The following is a 23,009-nucleotide window of genomic DNA, read 5'->3' as shown; positions in this document are numbered from 1 at the left end:
AAGGCGGAGAAGATGAAAATCTTCTCCGTTTTTTAAAGACTTATTCGCCCTCTACCCTATTGCTAAATTCTATAAAGATTCCACAGGAAGCTAAATCTTTAAAAAATCCAGGATAACTTTTGTTGATTGCCTGTGCATCATCAATTGTTACTGGGGCATCAGCAAGTGTAGCCAGTATGGAAAGAGCCATTACAATCCGGTGATCGTTGTGTCCGTGAAGTGTTACATTTCCTTGCAGTTTGACAGGACCGATTATTGTGACTGTGTCAAAGGTGGAAGAGATGGAACAGCCAAGTTTTTTGAGTTCTGTTTCCATTGCTTCGATTCGATCAGATTCTTTGATACGAAGTCTTCCGGCATTTTGGAAAGTCGTTTTTCCATTTGCCTGTGTTGCAAGTGCAAAAAGCATCGGACCAAGATCAGGGCAGTCGTTGAGATCAATGACGGTTCCGTCTAATCTACTTGGAAAAAATTGATATCCATCATTTAAAAATTTCACATGTGCATTCATGCTTTGAAAAATATCAATTGTTTTCCTGTCTCCCTGAAGTGATTGTAAATCTAACCCATGCGTCTCTACAGTTTGATTTAAGGTGCCGAGTGATGCCCAAAATACAAGCTGAGAGTAGTCTCCTTCCACAAGTACATCTGTCGGTTGGTATTGTTGGTTTCCCCTGACGATTAATGTGTATGCATCTTCATATTCCACAAGAATTTGGAAACGCTTCAACATTTGAATAGTAAGCTCGACATAAGAGCGGGATTCAAATGGCGGCTCAATATGAATTTTTGAGTCTGTTTCCAAAAGTGGGAGGGCAAATAAAAGTCCTGTTATAAATTGTGAAGAAACATTTCCTTTTAAAGTCAGTTCTCCCGGTTTCAATTTCCCGTCAATTGTAATATTGGGATATTCTCGGACAAAATTAATCCCCTGTTCTTGGAATAATCTCTCATAGACGTTTTGTGGACGCTCGATGAGACGTTTACTTCCTGAAAAAGTTGCTTTTCTTCCTGTTAGGGAGAAAAGCGGAAGAAAGAAACGGAGTGTAGAGCCGGATTCATGGCAATTTACAATGTCTCCATCATATTGGAATGTCTGAATGCCGTCGATGAAAAGCGTATCTTTGTCTTCTTTGATACTGGCACCAAGATGGCGCATGCCCTCTATGGTTGCCCGAATATCTACGCTATAATCAATGTTGGAGATTACACTTCTGCCAGGAGCAAGGCAGGCACAGATAATTGCACGGTGCGCCAAAGACTTGCTCGGCGGAATAGTGATATTTCCTGAGTCTATCTTTGCAGGGGTGATTCTAGCCCTCATAGACACTTCTTCCTACAGACTGGGCAACCAGTTTGGCTTTCTCAATTACATTCTTGAATTTCTCTGGTTTTAGAGACTGCATGCCGTCGCTCCATGCACATTCCGGATTATTGTGTACTTCAATGATAAGACCGTCGGCACCTGCTGCGATTGCGGCAAGAGACATAGATTCTACAAGTTTCCAGTCTCCAGTTGCGTGGGATGGATCGATGATCACAGGAAGGTGAGTTTTTTCTTTCAGAATAGGAATCACACTCAAATCCAGAGTATTTCTTGTATATTTTTCAAAAGTACGGATACCACGTTCGCAGAAGATGACATTTGGGTTTCCGCTTGCCATAATGTATTCTGCTGACATGATCCATTCTTCGATTGTTGCACTCAAACCACGTTTTAACAAGATTGGTTTTGTCATTTTACCAACTGCTTTTAACAGATCAAAGTTTTGCATATTGCGTGCGCCGATCTGAACCAGATCTACATGTTCTTCAAATTCTTCAATTTTGTCTGCGCTCATAAGCTCAGAGACAATCGGAAGTCCGGTTTTGCTGCGGGCATTTACCATGCACATGATTCCGTCATATCCCATTCCCTGAAAAGCATAAGGAGATGTTCTTGGTTTGTAAGCGCCGCCGCGGAGCATGGAGCCACCGGCGTTTTTGACATCGACCCCAATTTCTTCCATCATTTCTCTGCCTTCCACAGAGCATGGTCCACCGATAATAACAATCGGTTCCTGTCCGCCGACTTTGATGCCGCCCACATCAATAATAGAATCTTCATGGTGAAACATTCTGTTTGCCATCTTATATGGAGCAGCGATTCTCTGTACATTTTCTACCCATTCATTTGCAAGGATTCTCCTTTCATCTAATTGTGCAGTGTCGCCGACCAAACCAAATACATTGTAATTTTCTCCGGTAATCAGGCTTACTTTCAGGTCTTGTGATTCAAATTGCTGAATTAAGTGGTCTACTTCTTGATTTGGTGTATTTTTTTTCAGTGTAATAATCATTGTCTTTCCCTACTTTCTATTAAAAATTTTCTTTTGGCTCGCTCTGGAAATAGAGTTGTCCGTATCTGGTCAGAAGAAGATCGACTAGTCCAATTGCTACCACGCTGTCGATGACTACACGCGCACGGTGAGCGATACAGGGATCATGTCTTCCCTCGATACAGATCTCCTCATCGGAACGTTCACGGAAATTGATGGTATCCTGCTTTTGATAAATAGAAGGCGTTGGTTTGATTGCCGTTGTGATGATAATCGGCATTCCGTTCGTAATACCGCCGTTGATACCGCCATTGTGGTTAGTTGAAGTGATGACTTTCTCATCTTTCATGCGGAAGCTGTCATTCGCCTCTGAGCCGTACATCCGGCTGATTGGGAATCCGGTTCCAAATTGAACTCCCTTTACGGCACCTACAGAATAGAGCGCGTGGGAGAGAATACTCTCAACAGAGTCAAAATACGGCTCACCCACGCCGGCAGGCATATTGATAATTGCCGTCTCAATCGTGCCGCCGACAGAGTCCAGACTGTGAAAGGCATCTTCAATCACTCGGTTCATCGGTTCCTTGACGGTATCATCAATCGTTGCAAAATATTCGTCATTGACTTTGTCCATCTGTTGTTTCAGCAGTTCTTCATCGGAGGAAAAAGAAACATCTTCGATATCCTTGATGCTTTTTAAATGGGAGGCAACATAAATACCCTTGCTTGCAAGCATATCAAGGCAGATGGCGCCGACCGCGACAAGCGGTGTCGTCAGCCTTCCGGAGAAATGTCCTCCTCCGCGGTAATCCTGAAATCCAAGGTATTTGCAATCTCCACTGTAGTCTGCATGAGATGGGCGGGCGAGCGCTTTTGTTTTGCTGTAATCTTTGGAGTGCTGGTTCTGATTTTGAATCAGAAGACAGATCGGTGTTCCGCAGGAATAGTCTTCAAAGACGCCGCTTATAATTTGAACCCGGTCACTCTCGACACGCGCTGTAGAAATCTTTCCCTTTGGTTTCCGCTTGTCCAGCTGTTTTTTGATAAAGCTGGAATCAATTTTGATTCCGGGAGGCATCCCGTCAATAACTGCCCCGATGGCAGGACCGTGGGATTCCCCGAAAATCGTAACAGTAATGTTATTTCCAAATGTATTTTTCATAGTAATCAAATCCTTTTATAAATAAGTTCTTAAATCTGTAATTGGAATATCTTCCAATTCTGCATGACCGATTTGTTCTACTTTTACAATCGTAATCCGGTCATGGTCTGCTTTTTTGTCTTTGCCAAGATAAGTAAAAACGTTGTCTTTCTTGGCATCACAGGTCGTGTTGATCTGAAAGCGTTCCAGTATTTTCGAGAGTCTTTCTTTAATCTCAGGGTTCTTGAGAATTGCCATCATACCAAGTGCCACACATTCTCCGTGGTAATAGTCGCGAAGGTGATAATAGCTTTCATATGCATGACCAATCGTGTGACCAAAGTTTAAAATCTTCCGCAACCCCTGTTCTGTCTCATCCTGCTCTACAACATACTTTTTGACAAGCAGTGAACGGTAAATGATCTGTTCAATATCAAGTTCGTCCTGCTCAAATAGTTCAAACAGTTCCTTATCCTGAATCAATCCTGCCTTGATTGCCTCCACAAGACCATTATAAAAATGTCTTTTTGGCAAAGTATTCAATACAAGGGGATCAATGAGAACCATCTTTGGCTGATAGAATGCACCGACACAGTTTTTGATGCCATCTAAATTGATCGCAACCTTTCCACCGATGCTGGAGTCTATCTGAGATAATGTTGTAGTCGGTATGTTTATAAAATCAATTCCTCTCATATAGCTGGCTGCCACGAAGCCGGCAAGATCTCCGATGACACCGCCGCCGAGGGCGATAACCAGATCTTTACGGGAAAAGTTTCGCTGCAGCATTTGTGTTAAACAATCTTCCATTACTGCAAAACTTTTTGCACCTTCTCCATGTGTTACAATGTGAAGATAGGAATTTGGGAATTGTTTCGATACCGTCTGTTGATAACATTCGGGTACATTGTCATCAGATATGATAAATATTTTTCGCTGACAGTCGATATAATTATGAATCTGCTCCAAAAGCCCTTTTTGAAGATAGATATCATAATCTTTACTGCATGTTACGTGAATTTTCATGGTAGCTGTCTCCTTATATTAATCTTAAATACTTTATCACTTTAAATTCATGATGTATATATATTACACCCATTTGTACGTGATGTAAACAAGAAATTTTTAGAATATTCATATTTCTTCTTGCATTTATACAGAAAAAAGCATAAAATACCATTTGAGAAAACTTTTGTGCTTTAAAGGGGGAAAGAATATGAATGATTTAGAATTATACAGAGAACGGTTAGCAGAATGCGATGACAGAATTATTGATGCTTTGGTAGAGCGTAACTCTATTATAGAAAAAATTATGGCGTATAAAGAGGAGTATGGGATTCCGATTTTACAACCACAGCAGGAAAAGAAACAAAATCGCCAGCTCAAAGAAAAATTACAGGATAATCGATATGAAAAAGAGATTGAAGATGTGTTCCACTGTATTGTAAGGAACAGCAAGCGGATTCAAGCACAAAAATTATTTTCCTACAACATTATCCTGATTGGGTTTATGGGTGCCGGAAAAAGTACGGTATCACAGTATTTAAAAGATGTATTTGCCATGCATGTGGTTGAGATGGATCAATTGATTGCAGAGCGGGAGGATATGAGTATTCCGGATATTTTTGCAACTTATGGGGAAGAGTATTTCCGCAATTTAGAGACAAATCTTTTGATTGAGATGCAGGCAACGAAAAATACGATTGTTTCCTGCGGTGGAGGTGCTGCACTTCGTGAGCAGAATGTAAAAGAGATGAAAAAGAACGGAAAGGTTGTTCTTTTGACGGCGGATCCGGAGACAATCTTAAATCGCGTGAAAGACAGCGACGAGCGTCCGCTTTTAAATGGCAATAAAAATGTGGAGTTTATTGCGAATATGATGGAGCAGCGAAGACAGAAATATGAGACAGCGGCTGATGTCATCATACATACGGACAACAAGAGTGTATTGCAGATCTGTGAAGAGATGATCGCAAAACTAAAGGAATCTTAAAAAAAAGCGATATTTGTCGGGGTATTGACGAATATCGCTTTTTTCAATTGGCTATCTTGAAAAATATTTTTCTTTAATGATTGGAATTGGCATCTCTTTCCCAGTCCACAGGCGAAATGCCTCCGCGCCTTGGTATAAAAGCATATACAGACCATTGAATGTCGGACATCCTGCTTCTTTTGCAAGTCTTAACAATTTTGTCTCTTCCGGATTGTAGATGACATCAGAGACAATCAGGTCTTTGTGGAATACGGAAGCATCTTTGATGATGGAGGCATCAGTGTTAGGAGACATACCTACAGAAGTTCCGTTTGTCAAAATTGCGCTTTCAGATATTTCTCTTTTTAAAATATCAGGATTTTCAAAATCAAATAATCTTACTTTGCAGTTTGTTCGTTCGTTTAAATCAGCAACTGTTTTTTCGGCACGCGCGAAAAAGTCGTCCCGCACATTGAATACGGAAATTTCAGACACACCATCTAGTGCAGCCTGCACTAAAATTGCAGTTGCGGCGCCGCCAGCACCGAGTAGTGTCATCTTTTTGCCGATGATGTTGTGACCGGCATCCTCCACCGCATGCATGTAACCGACACCGTCGGTTGTATATCCGGTAAGAACGCCATTGTCATTTACGACAGTGTTGACCGCACCGATGATCTCAGCAGCAGGAGAAAGTTTGTCACAGAGAGAGCACATTAGGTTTTTGTCCGGCATTGTCAGATTAAATCCGCGTACGTTTAAGGTGCGAAGCCCTTCTACAGCCGTTTTTAATTTGTCAGTCCCAACATCAAAAGCGAGGTATACATAGTCAAGCCCTAATTGTTGAAATGCCTCATTGTGCATCATTGGTGAGATGCTGTGCTCGACCGGGCTTCCTAAAAGACCGGTCAGACGTGTATGTCCGGTAATTTGATTTATCATAGTATTCATCCTTTCTTTGGTTTTCTTTTATAATTCTACACTTTAAAGCAAAAAAGTGAAAGTGTCAACAGTTTTTCTGCCATTGATTGACAAAAAACAGAAATCTATTTATAATAAATTATTAGCGAATTTAAGATGCTGAGGAGGAAAATCATGCAACAATATGGAGTAAATGAACTGAGAAAAATGTTTTTGAACTTTTTTGAGAGTAAAGAACATCTTGTGATGAAAAGTTTTTCGTTAGTTCCAAATAACGATAAAAGTTTATTATTGATCAATTCGGGTATGGCACCGTTGAAACCATATTTTACAGGACAGGAGATACCACCGAGAAAAAGAGTGACAACATGCCAAAAATGTATCCGTACAGGTGATATTGAAAATGTCGGAAAGACAGCTCGTCATGGTACATTTTTTGAGATGCTTGGAAACTTTTCTTTTGGAGACTACTTTAAAAGAGAGGCAATTCAATGGTCATGGGAATTTTTGACAGAAGTAGTAGGACTTGATCCGGACAGACTGTATCCGTCTGTATATGTGGACGATCAGGAAGCGTTTGATATTTGGAATAAAGAGATGGGAATTGCACCGGAGAGAATTTTTAAATTTGGAAAAGAAGATAACTTCTGGGAACACGGTTCCGGTCCGTGTGGTCCATGTTCAGAGATTTATTATGATCGTGGAGAAAAATATGGATGCGGAAGTCCGGACTGTACAGTTGGGTGCGAATGTGACAGATACATGGAAATCTGGAACAACGTATTCACACAGTTTGACAATGATGGCAATGGCAACTATGAAGAGTTAGAGCAAAAGAATATTGATACTGGTATGGGATTGGAGAGGCTTGCCTCTGTTGTACAGGATGTAGATTCTATCTTCGACGTAGATACAATCAAGGCTCTTCGTGACAAAGTGTGTGAATTTGCAGGTGTAGAATACAAAGCAGATGCAGATAAAGATGTATCTATCCGTTTGATCACAGATCATATTCGTTCTGCAACATTCATGATTTCAGATGGAATCATGCCGACAAATGAGGGAAGAGGATATGTACTTCGCCGTCTGATCAGACGTGCGGCTCGTCATGGACGTCTTCTTGGAATTGATGGGAAATTCCTTGCAAAATTAAGTGCAACAGTAATCGAAGGCTCCAAAGATGGTTATCCGGAGTTGGAAGAAAAGAAAGAATTTATCTTTAAAGTACTGACACAGGAAGAAGATAAATTTAACAAGACAATCGATCAGGGACTTAGCATTTTGGCATCTATGCAGGATGAGATGAAAGAGGCTGGAAAGACAGTTCTTTCGGGTGCGGATGCATTCAAGTTATATGACACATATGGATTCCCGCTTGATCTGACAAAAGAGATTTTGGAAGAAGCAGGATATACAATCGATGAAGAAGGCTTTAAGGCTTCTATGGAAGAGCAGCGAGTAAAGGCGCGTAATGCCCGTGAAGTGACGAACTATATGGGGGCGGATGCCACTGTATACGATGAGATTGATGCATCTGTGACATCAGAATTTGTCGGATATGACAGACTGACACATACTTCAAAAATCAGTGTTCTCACAACAGAAAGTGAGATTGTGGAGGCAATCACTGAGGGACAGAATGGAACAATTTTTGTCGATGAGACTCCGTTTTATGCGACGATGGGTGGTCAGGAAGGCGATACAGGTATCATCTGTACTGAGGATGCAGAATTTACTGTGACCAATACAATCAAATTGCTAGGTGGAAAAATCGGGCATGTCGGTAACGTGACAAAGGGAATGTTCAAAGTGGGAGATTCTGTTACATTGGAAGTTGCAGAAAGAGAAAGAGCAAACACATGTAAGAATCACAGTGCAACACACTTGTTGCAGAAAGCATTAAAGACAGTGCTTGGTTCGCATGTAGAGCAGAAAGGTTCCCTTGTGACACCGGACAGACTACGTTTTGACTTTGCACATTTCTCAGCGATGACGCCAGAAGAATTAGAAAAAGTGGAGAACATTGTAAATGCGGAGATTGCTAAAAATGTTCCCGTTGTAACAGAAGTTATGAATATTGAACAGGCAAAAGCAACAGGGGCCATGGCATTGTTCGGAGAAAAATATGAAGAGGATGTTAGAGTCGTATCAATGGGAGATTTCTCCAAAGAGCTCTGTGGAGGTACACACGTAAGCAATACAGGAAACATTACAACATTTAAGATTGTTTCAGAAGCAGGTGTTGCGGCAGGCGTGCGCCGTATTGAGGCATTGACAGGAGACGGTGTATTTTGTTATTACAAAGAAGTGGAAAAAGAACTCGCAGAAGCTGCAAAAGCTGCGAAATCAACTCCTGCCAACTTAAAAGAAAAAATTGAACACATGCAGGCTGAAATGAAGGCGTTGCAAAGTGAGATTGAATCACTGAAGAGCAAAGCGGCAAAAGATGCTTTGGGTGATGTGATGAACCAGGTAAAAGAAGTGAATGGAGTGAAGCTGCTCGCCACAGCTATTGAGGACGTCGATATGAACGGTCTTCGTGATCTCGGTGACCAGTTGAAAGAAAAATTAGGAGAAGGCGTTGTTGTGATTGCATCTTCTGCAAGCGGAAAAGTAAACTTGATTGCGATGGCGACAGATGAAGCAATGGCAAAAGGAGCTCACGCAGGTAATCTAATCAAAGGAATTGCAGCGCTTGTAGGCGGTGGCGGCGGTGGTCGTCCGAATATGGCTCAGGCAGGTGGAAAGAATCCGGCAGGAATTGCGGATGCGATTGCCAAAGTAGCAGAAGTTTTGGGAGAACAGATCAAATAGACTTTGTACATGCAGGAACTATTACGGTTATAGTTTTTTCAAAAAAGTAGTTGACGAATGAAAAAAATATGCTATAATTCTATATAGTGCAATAAAAAAATACCCGAACAGTCGTATGATGCACAATATAGGACTGGAGGGAGGTTAGGTGTGAGACTATGTCAAATGTAATCGTAAAAGATAATGAGACGTTAGATAGCGCTTTACGCAGATTCAAAAGAAACTGTGCAAAAGCTGGTATTCAACAAGAGATTCGTAAAAGAGAACATTACGAAAAACCAAGCGTAAGACGTAAGAAAAAATCTGAAGCTGCTAGAAAACGTAAATTTAACTAATATGTGCAAAATGAAGGAAGTGTTTTAGGACACTTCCTTTTTGTCTATGAAAACAGCAGCAGTTCAACCATTGACGATTGGGTCCGCTGCTGTCACATAAAATATTTAAGACTTTATGAAGATGGTGGATATTCTGAAAGAACTGTGATAAAATGGGACAAGTATTTTTATAGAGGAGTGAGAAAACGATGTGGTGGAATAGAATGATTTTTGGATTTGACAGTTATCACGTAATCTTGTGGTTTTTGACATACAGTATATTAGGATGGGTTGTGGAATCAATCTATATGTCTATATGCAATAAGAAATTAACGAACAGAGGGTTTGCAACTGGACCGTTTTGTCCGATTTATGGAGTTGGCGCACTGACTGTATTTTTTGCATTACGACCTTACAGCAATAATGGGCTGGTGCTTTTTATATTAGGCTCTCTTCTTGCGACAACGATTGAATTCTTAACGGCAGTCATTATGAAACGGGTGTTTGGCGAGATTTGGTGGGATTATAATGAAAAACCTTTCAACTACAAAGGTGTTTTATGTTTAGAAAGTTCAATTGCATGGGGATTTTATACACTTTTTTTATTCCTGTTTCTTCAAAGATTTGTGGAGGGAGTCGTGTCGAGAATACCGATTCAAGCAGGAAAAATTGTGGGAAGTGTGTTGCTGATTGTATTTACAATTGATTTTCTACATTCATTGTATGTTGAAAAAAAAGAGGATATCCCGGAACGTGTATGGGAGATAAAAGATACGTTGGTGGAGAAGATTTTGCGTTCGTAAAAAGAAATCACGGCAGGATTGGGTGAGAAATTTGATGAGAATATTAATTGCGGAAGATGATGAGAATTTGAGAGAGGGAGAGAGTTTTGTGAATAATTATCTTACGCTAGATAGGCTTTGTCGGCGATTAGCAAAGCTATTGCATACGACAATTCGTATATATGGAGTGAACAAGGAAAGGATTGCAGAATACGGAAAACAGGAAGAGCAACCAGATATCCTGGTGGTCGACCAAGCTTTTGAAGAGATGCTTTTGCAGAAAGCAAAGGTGTCAGAAATTTATGTACATATAGAAATGGATTCTGTCTTATATGCGGCGAGCCTGGACAAGGAGACAGGGAACCGGATTGTTATGGGACCTTATTGCTTTGATGGGGAACCGGCGTATGTGTCAGAGAGGATAAAGAGCATTCATGGCGTTGATAAAAGCATAGTCTATAGAATGGTGAAGGGACAAAAAGAAGTATTTGATGAAGGAGTGCTCATGCTTTATGATATGCTGTCAAGAGAGACATTGGATGCGGAGCAGATGTATGTACAGTATTCCAATATTTCTTCAGCTTCTACGGATATGGAGCATAATGCGGTAAAGATTTCTTATACTTATAGAGAAGAAGAGCAGCTTCATAATTCATATGATCAGGAATTGAGAGAGCAAGAAGCGATACGGACAGGAGATGTGTTTCTTTTAAAAGAGAGTCGCGCCAATGGATATAAAGGCAAATTCGGAACATTGGCTCAGGATCCTCTCCGAAGCAGAAAAAACTTAGGAGTTGTGGCTGTTGCAATTTCAGTGCGGAGCGCAATTGAAGGAGGCGTAGGAGTGGAGCGGGCGCTGACATTTAGTGATGCCGCAATTCAAAAACTGGAAAGAGCAAAATCCATTCCGGAAGTAGATACTGTGACAGTAGAGGCACAGATGTATCTGACACGTATGGTACATGAAGTGAAAAATGCGAATAAGCCATCTTCTAACAGTCCGTTAGTAGAGGAAGCGAAACTGATAATTGCCAGAAATCTTCATAACAAGATCAGCACCTCGTTTTTGGCAAAGGAGTTGAAGATTAGTCAGAGTGGTTTGTATAAAGCGTTTTTAAGAGAAGAGAACATGACAGTTTCAGACTATATTTTGAAAAAGAAAATAGAGGCATCAAAAGAGTTATTGATGTACAGCGAGGATACATATGGTGAAATTGCCGCTTGCTATAGTTTTTCCAGCCAAAGCCATTTTGGGCAGACATTCAAAAGGTTTGCAGGAATGACACCTGGAGCGTATCGAAAAAAATATGGGATACAGAGAAAATAAAAATATGCATAAAAATTGCATCTTATTTTTGTGTATAATGTCAAAAATGAATAAAGTACGGAATTTTGATATAAGGTCTTTTTCTTTGATAGAAAAAGGCTTTCTTTTTATGTATTCTAAAATCAGAAAGCAAGAGACGATAAAAGGAGTGGTTACTTATGCAGATAAAAGGTGTAAATTTGGGAAACTGGCTGGTTTTAGAAAAATGGATGAGCCCGGCAATGTTTAGAGACACAGAGGCAGAAGATGAATATTATCTGGCACAGGATCTTCCGAAAGAAAGGTATGAAGAGAGGATTAAAACGCATAGAGCAGAGTATATTACGGAGAGAGACTTTGCGGTAATCCATCAGATGGGAATGAACAGCGTTAGAATTCCTGTTCCATATTTTATTTTTGGTGACAGACCGCCGTTTATCGGTTGTGTGGAAGAACTAGATAAGGCATTTAATTGGGCAGAGCGGTTTGAGCTTAAAATTTTGATTGATCTTCACACAGTGCCGGAAAGTCAGAATGGTTTGGACAATAGCGGTATCACAGGAGTGTGCAAATGGAGCAAGAATCCAAAGGAAGTTGAGTTTGTGTTAAAACTGTTGGAAAGATTAGCGGAAAGGTATGGGCAGAGAGAAGGACTTTTGGGGATTGAAGTAATCAATGAGCCATTGACAGAGCGAACATGGAATATGATGGATATGTCCTCTAGATATCCGGCGAGAGATTTAAAAATGGCAGAGGGATCAGAACCGGTGTCAATGGAATTTTTGAAAAAATTTTATGCAGAAGCGTATAAGCGAATCCGAAAGTATACAGATAAAACAATTGTGTTTCATGATGGCTTTGAGTTGAAAGAATGCAGAGAATATCTGGCACAGAAAGAATTTGAAAATATTATGGTGGATACACACCAGTATCTGATGATGGCAGAGCTTCTTGGCTGCGAACAGACGATAGAAGGATATGTGGAATATATCCAGGAACACTATGCAAAAACAATTGAGGAGACTAAGCATTATGTTCCGGTTATTTGTGGCGAGTGGTGTCTTTTTAACAGTATGGCATGTGGTTTTGATACAAAGGGTGGACAGACTGAATTAAACGGGATAGTAGCTGAAAACAAGAAAACGATTGGCGAAGAACAAAAACGCAATATTTACCAGAAGATTGCAGAAGCACAACTGGAAGCTTGGAAAAGAGGAAATGGATATTTCTATTGGAATTACAAACTGCTGCTGGACACAGTAAATACTCCGAATTGGAGTGGCTGGGAACCATGGGATTTAGGAAGAGCCATCGCAATGGATTGGATGCCAGAAGTAAAATAACGAAATTCACACAGGAAAAGAGGGATTAGGATTATGAATAAAAGTATGGAATCAAATGCTAAATTATCATTGAAGGAACGGCTGGCATATGGATTGGGAGATTATTCAAATAATTTGATTTGTTCATCCATTAATGCCTTTCTATTAGTTTATTATGTAAGTGTTGTAGGGGTAGATGCAGTGATGGCGGCATCTATTATAGGGATATCAAAGTTTTTGGATGGAATTTCAGATTTGATTATGGGTGTGATTATCGACAATACAAATTCGAAATGGGGAAAGGCACGTCCGTGGATTTTAAGACTTTGTGTACCACTCGGAGTATGCACTGTTCTGATGTTCACTGTACCGGAGTCTTTGACCGGTGGAATGCAGTTCGCCTATATGTTTCTGACGTACAATCTGGTATCAACCGTCTTTTATACGGGCGTTGCGGTCCCTTATTCTGCGTTGAATGGATTGATGACAACCAATCAGTATGAGCGAGGGCTTCTTGGAAATTTCCGTATGCTTTTTGCCACGGCAGGTACAATGACTATAAATACAGTCGTAATGAAAATGTGTGCATATTTTGGAAATGGAGATGAGTATGCTCAAAAAGGCTGGACTATCACTTTTATCATACTAATGGTTGCTTATGTTGTGCTCGCTTTGATTTCCTTTTACTTTTGCAAGGAGCGAGTTGGGACAGAGCAGTCACGAAAAGAGAGCGTAAAGCCGATTACAGCGTTAAAATCATTGATGAGGAACAAATACTGGGTGCTTCTTATTGTACTGATGTTTTCACTGTATTTCCTGATGTCAACCTTTTATGGAGCAGGGTTTTATTATGCACAGTATGTAGTAAAAAATGAAGCTGCTTATACACCGATTGCAAATTTTCTATCGACTGCTCAGATAGCAATCATGTTTGTGACACCTTTTATTATGAAAAAAATGTCAAAAAGATACTTGGTTATGACAGGAATGGGACTTGCTACACTCGGATTTGTTCTGACGGCATTTGCCCATACAAATATACCATTTTTGCTGGTGTGCAGCGTGATTAAAGGATTTGGATTTGGATGCAGTTCGGCTGCTGTGTATGGACTTTTGCAGGATGCGATTATATTTGGAGAGTGGAAAACAGGAATTTCAGCAACTGGTATGGGAAATGCTGCTTCGTCCTTTTGCTCTAAAGTTGGTTCCGGTGTAGGAACGGCGGTTCTGGGCTGGGTACTCGGAGCTGGCGGATTTGACAAAAATCCTACGTCAGCTTCGGCAATTTGTTCGCTGGATATTTCTTTTATTTGGATCCCGGCGATCAGCACAGCAATCGCATTTGTTTGTATGTTATTTTTTGATCTAGATAAATATTATGACAAAGCAGTTGCGGATCTTGCAATTGGAAAATATAAAGAAAATAAGTAAATAAAATGAATTTAAATCAAGGAGGCGTGTGACAATGAAAATAAAATATAATATTCATATGCAGGGATCAGGTTATGAAAATAAATTTAGTCAGACAGTTCAGATGCATGAAGACACAGAAGGAACAGAGTGTCAGGTTGTGAATTTGTATCCGGAAATAACTTATGAGATGTTTGAGGGATTCGGTGGGGCAGTTACGGAATCGGCAGCATATGTATATTCACTGATGAACGAAGCGCAGAAAAGACAAGTGATAACGACGTATTTTTCACCAGAGAATATGAATTACCGACTAGTTCGTATTCATATGGACAGCTGTGATTTTTGTTTGGACACATACGAAGCCATGTCAGATCCGAACGATCAGGAACTTCTTAGCTTTTCTTTTGAGAGAACAGAAAAATATGTGATCCCAATGCTGGAGGATATAAAGAAAGTAAGAGGAGAAGACTTAAAACTTATGTTGTCTCCGTGGTCGCCTCCGGCATTTATGAAGACGAGCAACGCAAGAAAAATGGGAGGAAAATTAAAACCGGAATATCAAGAACTGTGGGCGAAATATATTTGCCGCTATATTCGGGAATTTACAGAAAGAGGATACGATGTGCAGCGAATATCGATCCAAAATGAGCCTAATGCTATACAGAGATGGGATTCCTGTCTGTTCACGGCAAAAGAGGAGAAAATCTTTTTGAAAGACTATATGTATCCTGCACTGAAAAAGTATGGTTTTGAGGGAATTGAGATTTTTATCTGGGATCACAATAAAGAAAGAATTTTTGAAAGAGTCAGAGATATTGTAGATGAGGACACAAAAAATATGACAGCAGGTGCTGCTTTTCACTGGTATAGTGGCGATCATTTTGAGGCGATGGAATTGCTGCGCACACAGTATCCGAATATGAAGATGATTATGTCGGAAAGCTGTCTGGAATACAGTATTTTTGACGAGAAAAATATTGAACAGGTAACAAGTCGTCTGTGCCATGAAATTATTGGAGATATGAATCATGGGATGTGTGCGTTTTATGATTGGAACCTTCTTTTAGATGAGAATGGAGGACCAAATCATGCAGGAAATTATTGTCACGCTCCGTTTTTATATGATACAAAAAGGAATGTACTTATGCCACAAAAGACACAGACGGAGTTTTACCAGTTTTCGCACTATATTAGGCCTGGTTCTAAGAGAATTGCTGTGACAAAGTACAGCGAGCAGATAGATGTGACTGCTTATCAGACATCAGAAGAGGAAATTGCCGTATTGCTGCTGAACAAAAGTGAGCAGCTTCTTCCGATAAATATCCGGATGCATGGAAAGGTTGGAGCGTTGCTGATTCCGCCGAAGACACTAGCAGCTTGTGTGATTACATTATTATAAATTTCAGAAGGAATAAGGAGATGAAAAAATGAATGTATTATTAGTGAATGGAAGCCCGCATAAGAAAGGGTGTATTTATACAGGACTTTCTGTTGTTGCAGAAACATTAATGAAGGAAGGAATTGGTGCAGAGATTTTCCATATTGGAACAAAACCGATTGCAGGCTGCATGTTTTGCGGAAAATGTATGGAACGAAAGAAATGTGTAATAGATGACACGGTCAATGAGTTTATTGAAAAGGCAAGGACGGCAGATGGATTGATATTTGGTGCTCCGGTCTATTATGCTTCCATGAATGGCGCTATGAGCGCCTTTATGGATCGGGCATTTTTTGCGGGGAATAATGATCCCGAACTTATGAGGCTAAAACCGGCTGCCTGTATCGTAAACGCAAGACGAGCAGGGAATACAGCTACTTTTGATCAAATGAACCGTTATTTGGAAATGTGTGAGATGCCTGTTATTTCTTCTACATATTGGAATATGACACATGGCTTCACGCCTGAAGATGTAACCCAAGACGAGGAAGGGATTCAGACATTAAAAAATCTTGGGAAAAATATGGCATATTTTTTGAAGTGTAAAGAAGCAGGAGAAAGAGCAGGAGTTAAACAACCGGATGTACCCAAGGCTGTGAGAACTCATTTTATCCGATAGGGTCAGTGGTTTAATCTAAGCGCAGATAGTGTTACAAGGTTTTCTTCTGCTATCGTGCATATTTTCCTGATAGTGCTATTACAATAATAACAGACGAAATTTCATAAAGGAGCAGGTGCCATGAAAAAAATTCTAGCACTGATAGTAAGTGTTGCCTTATGTGTTACAGACGTATGTGCAATGCCAAAGAACGAGTTGATTCTGCATGAAAACACGCAGTCTGCCACAGAAGGAACAATATCCGCTGAACCAGAGATTGACACACCGTCTGCTATTTTAATGGAAGCATCCACAGGGCAGATTATCTATGAGAAAGCGGCAGATGAACAACTCCCGCCCGCAAGCGTCACCAAGGTAATGACACTGCTATTGATTTTTGATGCATTGGATGAAGGGAAAATCAAACTGACTGACAGTGTATCTGTATCGGAGTATGCAGCCTCTATGGGGGGCTCTCAGGTCTTTTTAGAGCCGGGGGAGACACAGACGGTCGATACGATGATCAAGTGCATTGCTGTGGCGTCGGCGAATGACGCATGTGTGGCGTATATAGATAGGAGACAAAATACAAAATACCTTTATGAACATATACAATATAAATTAAACATTTGAATAATCCCATATATCTTAGAAGTATATGTGGGATTATTTTAGTGCTTAATAAGATAAAAACATAGACAGAAAGTTTTGAATATGATATTCTTTAAATGAGATAAAAGAAATGTTAACAAATCAAAAATGTGTAATTATATCCTGCTAATTTATTTCAAGTCGAAAAAAATTGATGTTTAATCGACAAATTTTTTTGTAAAAAACGAAATATGTTCTATATACTTTGGTATGAGGTGATAGAGTGGAGAGTCAGGACGATTTCAATACAAAGGAGGAACAAAATATGTATACAAATAATCAAACATATCGAAGATTAGATTTCAGTAAAATCAGTAGTAGAAATACAAAGATTGTTTCTTCGGAAGAGGCATTAAGAGATGTAAAACCTATTGAATGGTCAGAAGATGTATTAAGTGGAAAGCGGAAAATTACTATTAAAAAGAAATAATAAGATGGAGATGCAAAAGAAATATGTGTAAAATTGGGGGATATAATTTTAGTAGAATTTGAAATATTAAATATCATAGACAATCTTTAACCTAGAACAAAAGGCATATCAGAGATTAAGCTCTCCGGTATGCCTATTTTTTTACGTTTTATCGACTGCTGTCATAATCAATTTATAATATAGGGTGCTGAGATTGTAGTACCTAAATTTTTTCAATGTAAATGATACCCCTCATAGATGCTGGTCTTCATCTGAAGGAATATACCTACATATATCACAAATGTCGTAGTTAAAAATCGTTGTTTTGATTAAAAAAATGGTATAATTCATTAGTGAAGTATCATATTTTGAGCAGACAAAAAGAACAGTTCTGAACAAAACTTGAACTGCTCTAAATGTGATTTGTTGTTGACCTCATAAATTATCAAAATACTGATTTACTTGCCTGTCTCTGAATTGACCTGAACCACTATAGTGTAGCAGTAGGGTTGATTCAGCACCAGTGGAAATTTTTATGGTTTTCTGTTGGTGCTGATTGATATATTAAGTGATTGGAAAAATCAATGGAAAGATAATATAGTTTAGTGTATAATTAATTATGTATGATAAGCATATATTTAATTATACAAACAATATAATGGAAGGAATACATTATGATATATTATGGAAAACTATTTGAATTAATGAAAGAACAAGGGAAAAATAAAAAAGGGAACAGGAATATATGACGTTGGTAGAGATCCTAATAAGCTTTTGCCAGATGGGAAACAAGCTAAAAAAGTCAGAATCACAGCGGTTGATACAAAATCTATTGAATCACTATGTACATGGTTAAATTGTCAGCCAAGCGATATTATGGAAGTAATACCAAATAGAAAAGAAAATTCAGAACGACTTTGTAAAATCTTAAAATGCACACTAGAGGAACTTCCTGAGAAAGTACCGATGGAAGAGGAATAAACTATTAAAAACAGAAAACGAGGTGATTATATGTCGGATGATAGATACAACATATTGCTTGGATTTTCACGAGGAGTAAAGGCTATTTTGGGAAAGAATCTGAGAAAAGTTATTTTATATGGTTCTTATGCAAGGGGCGACTATAATGATAATTCAGATGTTGATATTATGATTTTAACAACTTTGACGGATTCGGAGATTGAAAAGGTTGAAACAAAAATATTTGATTTAGCGTTTGATTATGAGATGGAATATGGAATTGAAATCAGTGTTGTTATAAAGAATGAAGAACATTTTAATTATTGGTTAGGGGCGTTGCCATTTTATAACAACATACAGAAAGAAGGGATTTTGCTGAATGGATAATAGACAGATTGATTTGAGTAAGTATCGGATGGAAGAAGCAAAGGATAGTTTAAAGGTTGCAAAGCACTGTTTAGATGCGGAATTTTATAAGGACAGTATCAACCGCTCTTATTACGCTTCATTTTATGCAATTAAGGCTGTATTAGCTTTAGGAACAATTGACTTTAAGCGACACAAAGATGTTGTTGCTTATTTCAATAAAGAATTCGTGGCAAAAGGTATATTTGAAAGAGAGCTTGGTAGACGTTTGGGAACATTGAAACAATTACGGGAAAAGAGCGATTATGATGATTTCTATCTTGCATCTAAAGCGCAGGCAGAGGAGCAGTATCATACTGCGGAATTTATATTAGATTGTATCGGAAAATATTTAGAAACTGATGAAGTATATGAGAGTAGTAAAGAAGCTGCTCTACTTACAGAAAATATAGAATGATATAGATAAGCACTTGGAAATATAATTCTTAGTGCTTATTTTGTATTCTGATGTGTGTCGCAAATATGTTCTATAGCTTTATTTAATTCAACAGATTTCCAACGGTCACGGACGATTTGCTGTTTTAAAGATTCTATACGATTCGTGGTATAGCGTTCTGTCCAGTTCATCAAGAAGGATGGGATTAAGTGCTCAGGTATTTTTGTGATAATGGAAAATAAAATATCTTCTGATTTATTATGGATTTTATGGAAAAATATTTTTAATTAATTTTGTGGTTTGAGTTCTATCTTGATTTGTATCATCTCCCTTTGTTTGATTTACATCCATAGTATACCGTGGAACTAATGGAAAAGCAATTGATTTTCTGAATCTTGTTACCTCTGCAATGAACGATAAAAGCTATGTTCGGCAGCAGTTCGAGATTTTTATCTTCAATAGTGCGGAAATGCTTATTTTACTTGATGTGTGGAGCGTTTACTGATGTAATGTTATGTATAATCATGCTGTTATAATGCATAGCAATACACTTGTTCGAATAACCATTACACTAATACTAGTGATGATTAAATTCTGGTAAAATAGTGGCAATTAAAAACGAATAATGATGTGAGAGCGCTTATAACATAAAGGGTATTCGAGCCTTTTCTCGAACGCAATCTGTAAAAGTGAAAAACGAGAACCCTTATAGAATAGGCGGTCTAGGAGATGAATATTTAGTAAACTATTTTATTTCTTTATGTTTTTGGTTCGACTGAATAAAAAACAATACATGCATATTTATGCATACATTATCAATAATCATATGGTCAAAAACTCGACCGTGAAAAATATAATAATGAATCATCTCCGGTATATTACATATAATTACATATAACAATACAAATCAGATTGACATACAGAAAATTGCACGTTATAATAAGTACAGAAAATTGTACTTATTAATGATTGGAGGGAATTTTATGTTAGCAGTAAACTATACAAACCTCAGAGAAAATATGAAGTCTTATATGGATAAAGTAACAGATGATTATGAGACAATGATCGTTACAAGAAAAGATAATAAGAATGTCGTGATGATTTCAGAAGAAACCTATAACAATATGTTGGAAAATATGCATGTCATGGGTAACAAAAGTAACTATGATTGGTTGATGGAGTCCAAAGCACAGTTAGAAAAAGGGAAATGTGCTATGCATAATCTTTTGGAGGATAGCGTAAATGAATAAAGTTTTTACCGATAATGGCTGGAAAGACTATGTGTATTGGCAAACAGAAGATAGAAAAACTTTAAAGAAAATCAATTCCCTGATAGAAGATATTTGCAGAAATGGAAATGAAGGTATTGGAAAGCCGGAACCATTGAGAGGAAATCTTGTTGGCTTTTGGAGCAGACGTATCAATGATAAGGACAGATTGATTTACAGTATAGACGAGGAAAATGTTTATATCTTGTCATGCCGTTATCATTATAGTGATACTTAATAGCTTTGATACCCTTTGGGTTATCAACTATAATTTAACAGTTGTCGTGTATAAATTCTTGTGCTTCTTGCTCGGTTGGACACCTTACAAGTTGCTTGTTATCGGAATTATACACGACTGTTTCAATTTTATGGATGATCTCTCACCAGCAAGCTCTTTGCTTTCTGTACATTGATGCAAGTGTGTACAGGTACTGCAGAATAATCCATAATTCTTATATTCTCGATATCCTTCTCGGTTTGTTGTGCTATATTTTGAAACCTGATTCTCTGGACAGATATAGCAGTCATAATAGTCATCATAGACATATTCATATTTCTTGAAAAAACCTTCTTTTGTCATAGAACGTTTGTAAGGGAAAAGAGGTTTGATTTCGTATTCTAATAATAGGTGTGCAATCGCAGGTGTTTTATAACCAGCATCCATTATGACCAGATCTAGATCGAAGTTTTTAATTTTCTCATCTTTTTATGCTGAAATGGAAAGTAGACATTGCTGCTTAAATGAAAATGATTGTGTTATAGTACAAACTATTTTAAGCATATATTAAAACAAAAAAGTGAGGATTAAATTGACAAATAAAAATACAAAAAAAGTAAAAGTAAACGTGATTTATGGAGATAAAGCACTGGTTGAGTGTATGAAAAATATAATTAAAAGACATAGCAAATAATAATGACAATCGTTGCCCTTATGGTGTATACTTTTTATTAGTATATGTCATAAGGGTATAATATTTTAACGCTAGAGGAGCAATGTATATATGAAAAATCGTGCGGTATTATACCTTAGATTGAGCAAAGAGGATTTAGATAAATTAAGAGAAGGTGATGAGAGCGCAAGTATAAAAAATCAAAGATTATTATTGATAGAATATGCCTTGACGAATAATTTTGAAGTCGTAAAAATCTATTGTGATGATGACGAAAGTGGATTATATGATGACAGACCTGGATTTGAAGAGATGCTTGAGGATGCCAAGTTAGGACTCTTTGATATTGTAATTGCAAAGACACAAGCGAGATTTTCCAGGAACATGGAACATATTGAAAAATATTTACACCATGATTTTCCGAATTTGGGAATCCGTTTTATCGGAGTTGTTGATGGTGTTGATACAGCAGTAGCTTCAAATAAAAAATCCCGTCAGATTAATGGATTGGTGAATGAGTGGTATTGTGAAGATTTGTCTGATAATATCCGTAGTTCATTTAAAATTAAAATGAAGAAGGGGCAGTTTTTAGGGTCGTCTTGTCCATATGGATATAAACGTGATCCAAGCAATCACAATCATTTAATTGTTGATGAATATGCAGCGAATATTATAAGAAGGATATTTTCGATGTATTTAAGTGGTTGTGGTAAAGCAAAAATCGGTTCTGTTTTATCTGCTGATGGAGTATTAATTCCTACCTTATATAAACAACAAATACTTGGTGAAAATTATAAAAATTGTAGAGTCATGGAAACGACGAAGAATTGGTCGTATCAGACAATACATACAATATTAAATAATCAGGTGTATGTCGGGGATATGGTTCAGAACAGGGCAAATAAGTTATCCTATAAAGATAAGAAAAAGAAAAAACTTCCAAAAGAACAATGGATCATTGTACCAAATACCCATGAGGCAATTATCAGCCGAGATACATTTGCAAGGGCGCAGGAGATACAACAGATTAAAACTAGGAGTGTAAATGGCAATCAAGTGAATGGATTGTTTTCAGGTCTTATTTTTTGTGCAGATTGCAAACATGCCATGGGGAGACAGTATGCACGAAGAGGAGATCGTGGATTTATTGGATATATTTGTAAGACATATAAGCAACAGGGGAAACGATTTTGTGACAGTCATCGTATTAAAAATGATGAACTGGAAGAAGCGGTATTATGTTCCATACGAGAAGAAGCGAAAAAAATTTTGACAGAAAAGGATATAGATGATCTGAAAAAGTTTAAAGCAGTCGAAGCTTATCAGACAAATTATGAACTTCAGATGGAACAGATTCAACAAGAGATTCAAAAGATTGAAAGTTACAAACGAAAAACATACGATAATTTTATGGAGGAGCTGATTAGTAAAACAGACTATGTAAGTTACATCTCAGACTATGATAAAAAGATTTCGAAGTTGAAGAGACAAAAAGAAAGTATATCTGAAAAAGTAGATATGCAAGAAGAATTAAATCATCAATATGATGAATGGACAGAAGCATTCAAAAATTATATTAATGTATCAAAACTTACTAGAGAGATGGTTTTGGAATTGATAAACAGAATTGAAGTGCATGACGATGGTGCAATTGACATTTACTATCGTTTTTCTAATCCATATCTATAAA

The 23,009-nt window shown here is 38.1% G+C and carries 21 protein-coding genes and 2 pseudogenes; 17 read left to right on the top strand and 6 right to left on the bottom strand.

From position 1 onward, the window contains the following. Positions 1-40: 40 nt before the first annotated feature. From aroA to aroB, 4 genes are read right to left on the bottom strand one after another with little or no spacing between them, the layout of a single operon-like run. Positions 41-1,324 (bottom strand): 3-phosphoshikimate 1-carboxyvinyltransferase, encoded by a 1,284-nt coding sequence (gene aroA, locus ACTQXY_RS00850; RefSeq protein WP_441657884.1) that lies wholly within the window; start codon positions 1,322-1,324, stop codon positions 41-43. Next, on the bottom strand, positions 1,314-2,339 hold the full coding sequence (aroF, locus tag ACTQXY_RS00845; protein ID WP_441657883.1) for a 3-deoxy-7-phosphoheptulonate synthase: 1,026 nt from the start codon (positions 2,337-2,339) through the stop codon (positions 1,314-1,316). Before aroF ends, aroA begins: the two co-directional genes overlap by 11 nt. Before the next feature lie 19 nt (positions 2,340-2,358). After that, positions 2,359-3,480 carry a chorismate synthase gene (gene aroC / locus ACTQXY_RS00840; RefSeq protein WP_441657882.1) on the bottom strand — a complete coding sequence of 374 codons (1,122 nt, stop codon included), beginning with the start codon at positions 3,478-3,480 and terminating at the stop codon, positions 2,359-2,361. Positions 3,481-3,495: 15 nt separating this feature from the next. After that, positions 3,496-4,485, bottom strand: a complete 990-nt coding sequence (gene aroB / locus ACTQXY_RS00835; protein WP_441657881.1) for a 3-dehydroquinate synthase — start codon at positions 4,483-4,485, stop codon at positions 3,496-3,498. 190 nt (positions 4,486-4,675) lie between these two features. On the opposite strand from aroB, the gene ACTQXY_RS00830 reads away from it, so the two are divergent. Then, on the top strand, positions 4,676-5,452 hold the full coding sequence (locus ACTQXY_RS00830; protein WP_441657880.1) for a shikimate kinase: 777 nt from the start codon (positions 4,676-4,678) through the stop codon (positions 5,450-5,452). 51 nt (positions 5,453-5,503) lie between these two features. On the opposite strand, the gene ACTQXY_RS00825 is transcribed toward ACTQXY_RS00830, so the two are convergent. After that, on the bottom strand, positions 5,504-6,373 hold the full coding sequence (locus ACTQXY_RS00825; protein ID WP_441657879.1) for a shikimate dehydrogenase: 870 nt from the start codon (positions 6,371-6,373) through the stop codon (positions 5,504-5,506). A 153-nt stretch (positions 6,374-6,526) separates the two neighbouring features. Here ACTQXY_RS00825 and alaS point away from each other — a divergent pair, with 153 nt between their 5' ends. The 15 genes and pseudogenes from alaS to ACTQXY_RS00750 all read left to right on the top strand — a co-directional run bounded on the left by alaS (position 6,527) and on the right by ACTQXY_RS00750 (position 20,667). Then, a complete protein-coding gene (gene alaS / locus ACTQXY_RS00820; protein ID WP_441657878.1) occupies positions 6,527-9,166 on the top strand; it encodes an alanine--tRNA ligase in 2,640 nt (879 codons plus the stop codon). Between the two features lie 158 nt (positions 9,167-9,324). Then, positions 9,325-9,501: a 30S ribosomal protein S21 gene (gene rpsU, locus ACTQXY_RS00815; RefSeq protein ID WP_004613829.1), complete on the top strand. Its 177-nt coding sequence runs from the start codon at positions 9,325-9,327 to the stop codon at positions 9,499-9,501. A gap of 188 nt (positions 9,502-9,689) precedes the next feature. Next, positions 9,690-10,283, top strand: a complete 594-nt coding sequence (locus ACTQXY_RS00810; RefSeq protein ID WP_441657877.1) for a putative ABC transporter permease — start codon at positions 9,690-9,692, stop codon at positions 10,281-10,283. 34 nt (positions 10,284-10,317) lie between these two features. Further along, entirely contained in the window at positions 10,318-11,589 is a 1,272-nt protein-coding gene (locus ACTQXY_RS00805) for a helix-turn-helix domain-containing protein (protein WP_441657876.1), read from the top strand. A 158-nt stretch (positions 11,590-11,747) separates the two neighbouring features. Continuing rightward, on the top strand, positions 11,748-12,911 hold the full coding sequence (locus tag ACTQXY_RS00800; RefSeq protein WP_441657875.1) for a cellulase family glycosylhydrolase: 1,164 nt from the start codon (positions 11,748-11,750) through the stop codon (positions 12,909-12,911). A gap of 33 nt (positions 12,912-12,944) precedes the next feature. Then, positions 12,945-14,321: a glycoside-pentoside-hexuronide (GPH):cation symporter gene (locus ACTQXY_RS00795; RefSeq protein ID WP_441657874.1), complete on the top strand. Its 1,377-nt coding sequence runs from the start codon at positions 12,945-12,947 to the stop codon at positions 14,319-14,321. Positions 14,322-14,355: 34 nt separating this feature from the next. After that, positions 14,356-15,702, top strand: coding sequence for a glycoside hydrolase family 30 beta sandwich domain-containing protein (locus tag ACTQXY_RS00790; protein ID WP_441657873.1), 1,347 nt, complete (start codon positions 14,356-14,358; stop codon positions 15,700-15,702). Positions 15,703-15,730: 28 nt separating this feature from the next. Further along, positions 15,731-16,360 (top strand): NAD(P)H-dependent oxidoreductase, encoded by a 630-nt coding sequence (locus tag ACTQXY_RS00785; RefSeq protein ID WP_441657872.1) that lies wholly within the window; start codon positions 15,731-15,733, stop codon positions 16,358-16,360. A 120-nt stretch (positions 16,361-16,480) separates the two neighbouring features. Continuing rightward, positions 16,481-16,906, top strand: a pseudogene (locus ACTQXY_RS00780) (D-alanyl-D-alanine carboxypeptidase family protein); the annotation flags it as partial. 349 nt (positions 16,907-17,255) lie between these two features. Then, complete coding sequence (locus ACTQXY_RS00775; protein ID WP_441657871.1) at positions 17,256-17,420, top strand: hypothetical protein; 165 nt, start codon at positions 17,256-17,258, stop codon at positions 17,418-17,420. 753 nt (positions 17,421-18,173) lie between these two features. Beyond that, on the top strand, positions 18,174-18,380 hold the full coding sequence (locus ACTQXY_RS00770) for a helix-turn-helix domain-containing protein (protein WP_441657870.1): 207 nt from the start codon (positions 18,174-18,176) through the stop codon (positions 18,378-18,380). Between the two features lie 30 nt (positions 18,381-18,410). Then, the gene (locus ACTQXY_RS00765) at positions 18,411-18,746 is read left to right on the top strand and encodes a nucleotidyltransferase domain-containing protein (protein ID WP_441657869.1); all 336 of its coding nucleotides are present in this window, start codon (positions 18,411-18,413) and stop codon (positions 18,744-18,746) included. Beyond that, positions 18,739-19,182: a HEPN domain-containing protein gene (locus tag ACTQXY_RS00760; protein ID WP_441657868.1), complete on the top strand. Its 444-nt coding sequence runs from the start codon at positions 18,739-18,741 to the stop codon at positions 19,180-19,182. Before ACTQXY_RS00765 ends, ACTQXY_RS00760 begins: the two co-directional genes overlap by 8 nt. Before the next feature lie 962 nt (positions 19,183-20,144). Then, positions 20,145-20,411 carry a type II toxin-antitoxin system Phd/YefM family antitoxin gene (locus tag ACTQXY_RS00755; protein ID WP_156555407.1) on the top strand — a complete coding sequence of 89 codons (267 nt, stop codon included), beginning with the start codon at positions 20,145-20,147 and terminating at the stop codon, positions 20,409-20,411. Continuing rightward, on the top strand, positions 20,404-20,667 hold the full coding sequence (locus ACTQXY_RS00750) for a Txe/YoeB family addiction module toxin (RefSeq protein WP_441657867.1): 264 nt from the start codon (positions 20,404-20,406) through the stop codon (positions 20,665-20,667). The genes ACTQXY_RS00755 and ACTQXY_RS00750 overlap by 8 nt, the downstream gene beginning before the upstream one ends. Before the next feature lie 153 nt (positions 20,668-20,820). Here ACTQXY_RS00750 and ACTQXY_RS00745 read toward each other — a convergent pair. Beyond that, positions 20,821-21,129, bottom strand: a pseudogene (locus tag ACTQXY_RS00745) (IS5/IS1182 family transposase); the annotation flags it as partial. Between the two features lie 301 nt (positions 21,130-21,430). On the opposite strand from ACTQXY_RS00745, the gene ACTQXY_RS00740 reads away from it, so the two are divergent. Beyond that, positions 21,431-23,008, top strand: a complete 1,578-nt coding sequence (locus ACTQXY_RS00740) for a recombinase family protein (protein WP_441657866.1) — start codon at positions 21,431-21,433, stop codon at positions 23,006-23,008. Position 23,009: the final 1 nt, after the last annotated feature.

The sequence above is a fragment of the Faecalimonas sp. LCP19S3_D12 genome (genome assembly GCF_052121495.1).
Classification (GTDB): Bacteria; Bacillota; Clostridia; order Lachnospirales; family Lachnospiraceae; genus Faecalimonas.
This window is presented reverse-complemented; position numbering and strand designations above follow the sequence as displayed.

What these genes read in the sequence shown, in the direction of transcription:
- ACTQXY_RS00755 (WP_156555407.1), top strand. Translation starts at nt 20,145, where the DNA reads ATGTTAGCAGTAAACTATACAAACCTCAGAGAAAATATGAAGTCTTAT.
- ACTQXY_RS00825 (WP_441657879.1), bottom strand. Translation starts at nt 6,373, where the DNA reads ATGATAAATCAAATTACCGGACATACACGTCTGACCGGTCTTTTAGGA.
- rpsU (WP_004613829.1), top strand. Translation starts at nt 9,325, where the DNA reads ATGTCAAATGTAATCGTAAAAGATAATGAGACGTTAGATAGCGCTTTA.
- ACTQXY_RS00760 (WP_441657868.1), top strand. Translation starts at nt 18,739, where the DNA reads ATGGATAATAGACAGATTGATTTGAGTAAGTATCGGATGGAAGAAGCA.
- ACTQXY_RS00765 (WP_441657869.1), top strand. Translation starts at nt 18,411, where the DNA reads ATGTCGGATGATAGATACAACATATTGCTTGGATTTTCACGAGGAGTA.
- ACTQXY_RS00750 (WP_441657867.1), top strand. Translation starts at nt 20,404, where the DNA reads ATGAATAAAGTTTTTACCGATAATGGCTGGAAAGACTATGTGTATTGG.
- ACTQXY_RS00795 (WP_441657874.1), top strand. Translation starts at nt 12,945, where the DNA reads ATGAATAAAAGTATGGAATCAAATGCTAAATTATCATTGAAGGAACGG.
- aroA (WP_441657884.1), bottom strand. Translation starts at nt 1,324, where the DNA reads ATGAGGGCTAGAATCACCCCTGCAAAGATAGACTCAGGAAATATCACT.
- aroB (WP_441657881.1), bottom strand. Translation starts at nt 4,485, where the DNA reads ATGAAAATTCACGTAACATGCAGTAAAGATTATGATATCTATCTTCAA.
- ACTQXY_RS00810 (WP_441657877.1), top strand. Translation starts at nt 9,690, where the DNA reads ATGTGGTGGAATAGAATGATTTTTGGATTTGACAGTTATCACGTAATC.
- ACTQXY_RS00775 (WP_441657871.1), top strand. Translation starts at nt 17,256, where the DNA reads ATGTATACAAATAATCAAACATATCGAAGATTAGATTTCAGTAAAATC.
- ACTQXY_RS00800 (WP_441657875.1), top strand. Translation starts at nt 11,748, where the DNA reads ATGCAGATAAAAGGTGTAAATTTGGGAAACTGGCTGGTTTTAGAAAAA.
- aroF (WP_441657883.1), bottom strand. Translation starts at nt 2,339, where the DNA reads ATGATTATTACACTGAAAAAAAATACACCAAATCAAGAAGTAGACCAC.
- ACTQXY_RS00740 (WP_441657866.1), top strand. Translation starts at nt 21,431, where the DNA reads ATGAAAAATCGTGCGGTATTATACCTTAGATTGAGCAAAGAGGATTTA.
- ACTQXY_RS00785 (WP_441657872.1), top strand. Translation starts at nt 15,731, where the DNA reads ATGAATGTATTATTAGTGAATGGAAGCCCGCATAAGAAAGGGTGTATT.
- aroC (WP_441657882.1), bottom strand. Translation starts at nt 3,480, where the DNA reads ATGAAAAATACATTTGGAAATAACATTACTGTTACGATTTTCGGGGAA.
- ACTQXY_RS00805 (WP_441657876.1), top strand. Translation starts at nt 10,318, where the DNA reads ATGAGAATATTAATTGCGGAAGATGATGAGAATTTGAGAGAGGGAGAG.
- ACTQXY_RS00830 (WP_441657880.1), top strand. Translation starts at nt 4,676, where the DNA reads ATGAATGATTTAGAATTATACAGAGAACGGTTAGCAGAATGCGATGAC.
- ACTQXY_RS00790 (WP_441657873.1), top strand. Translation starts at nt 14,356, where the DNA reads ATGAAAATAAAATATAATATTCATATGCAGGGATCAGGTTATGAAAAT.
- alaS (WP_441657878.1), top strand. Translation starts at nt 6,527, where the DNA reads ATGCAACAATATGGAGTAAATGAACTGAGAAAAATGTTTTTGAACTTT.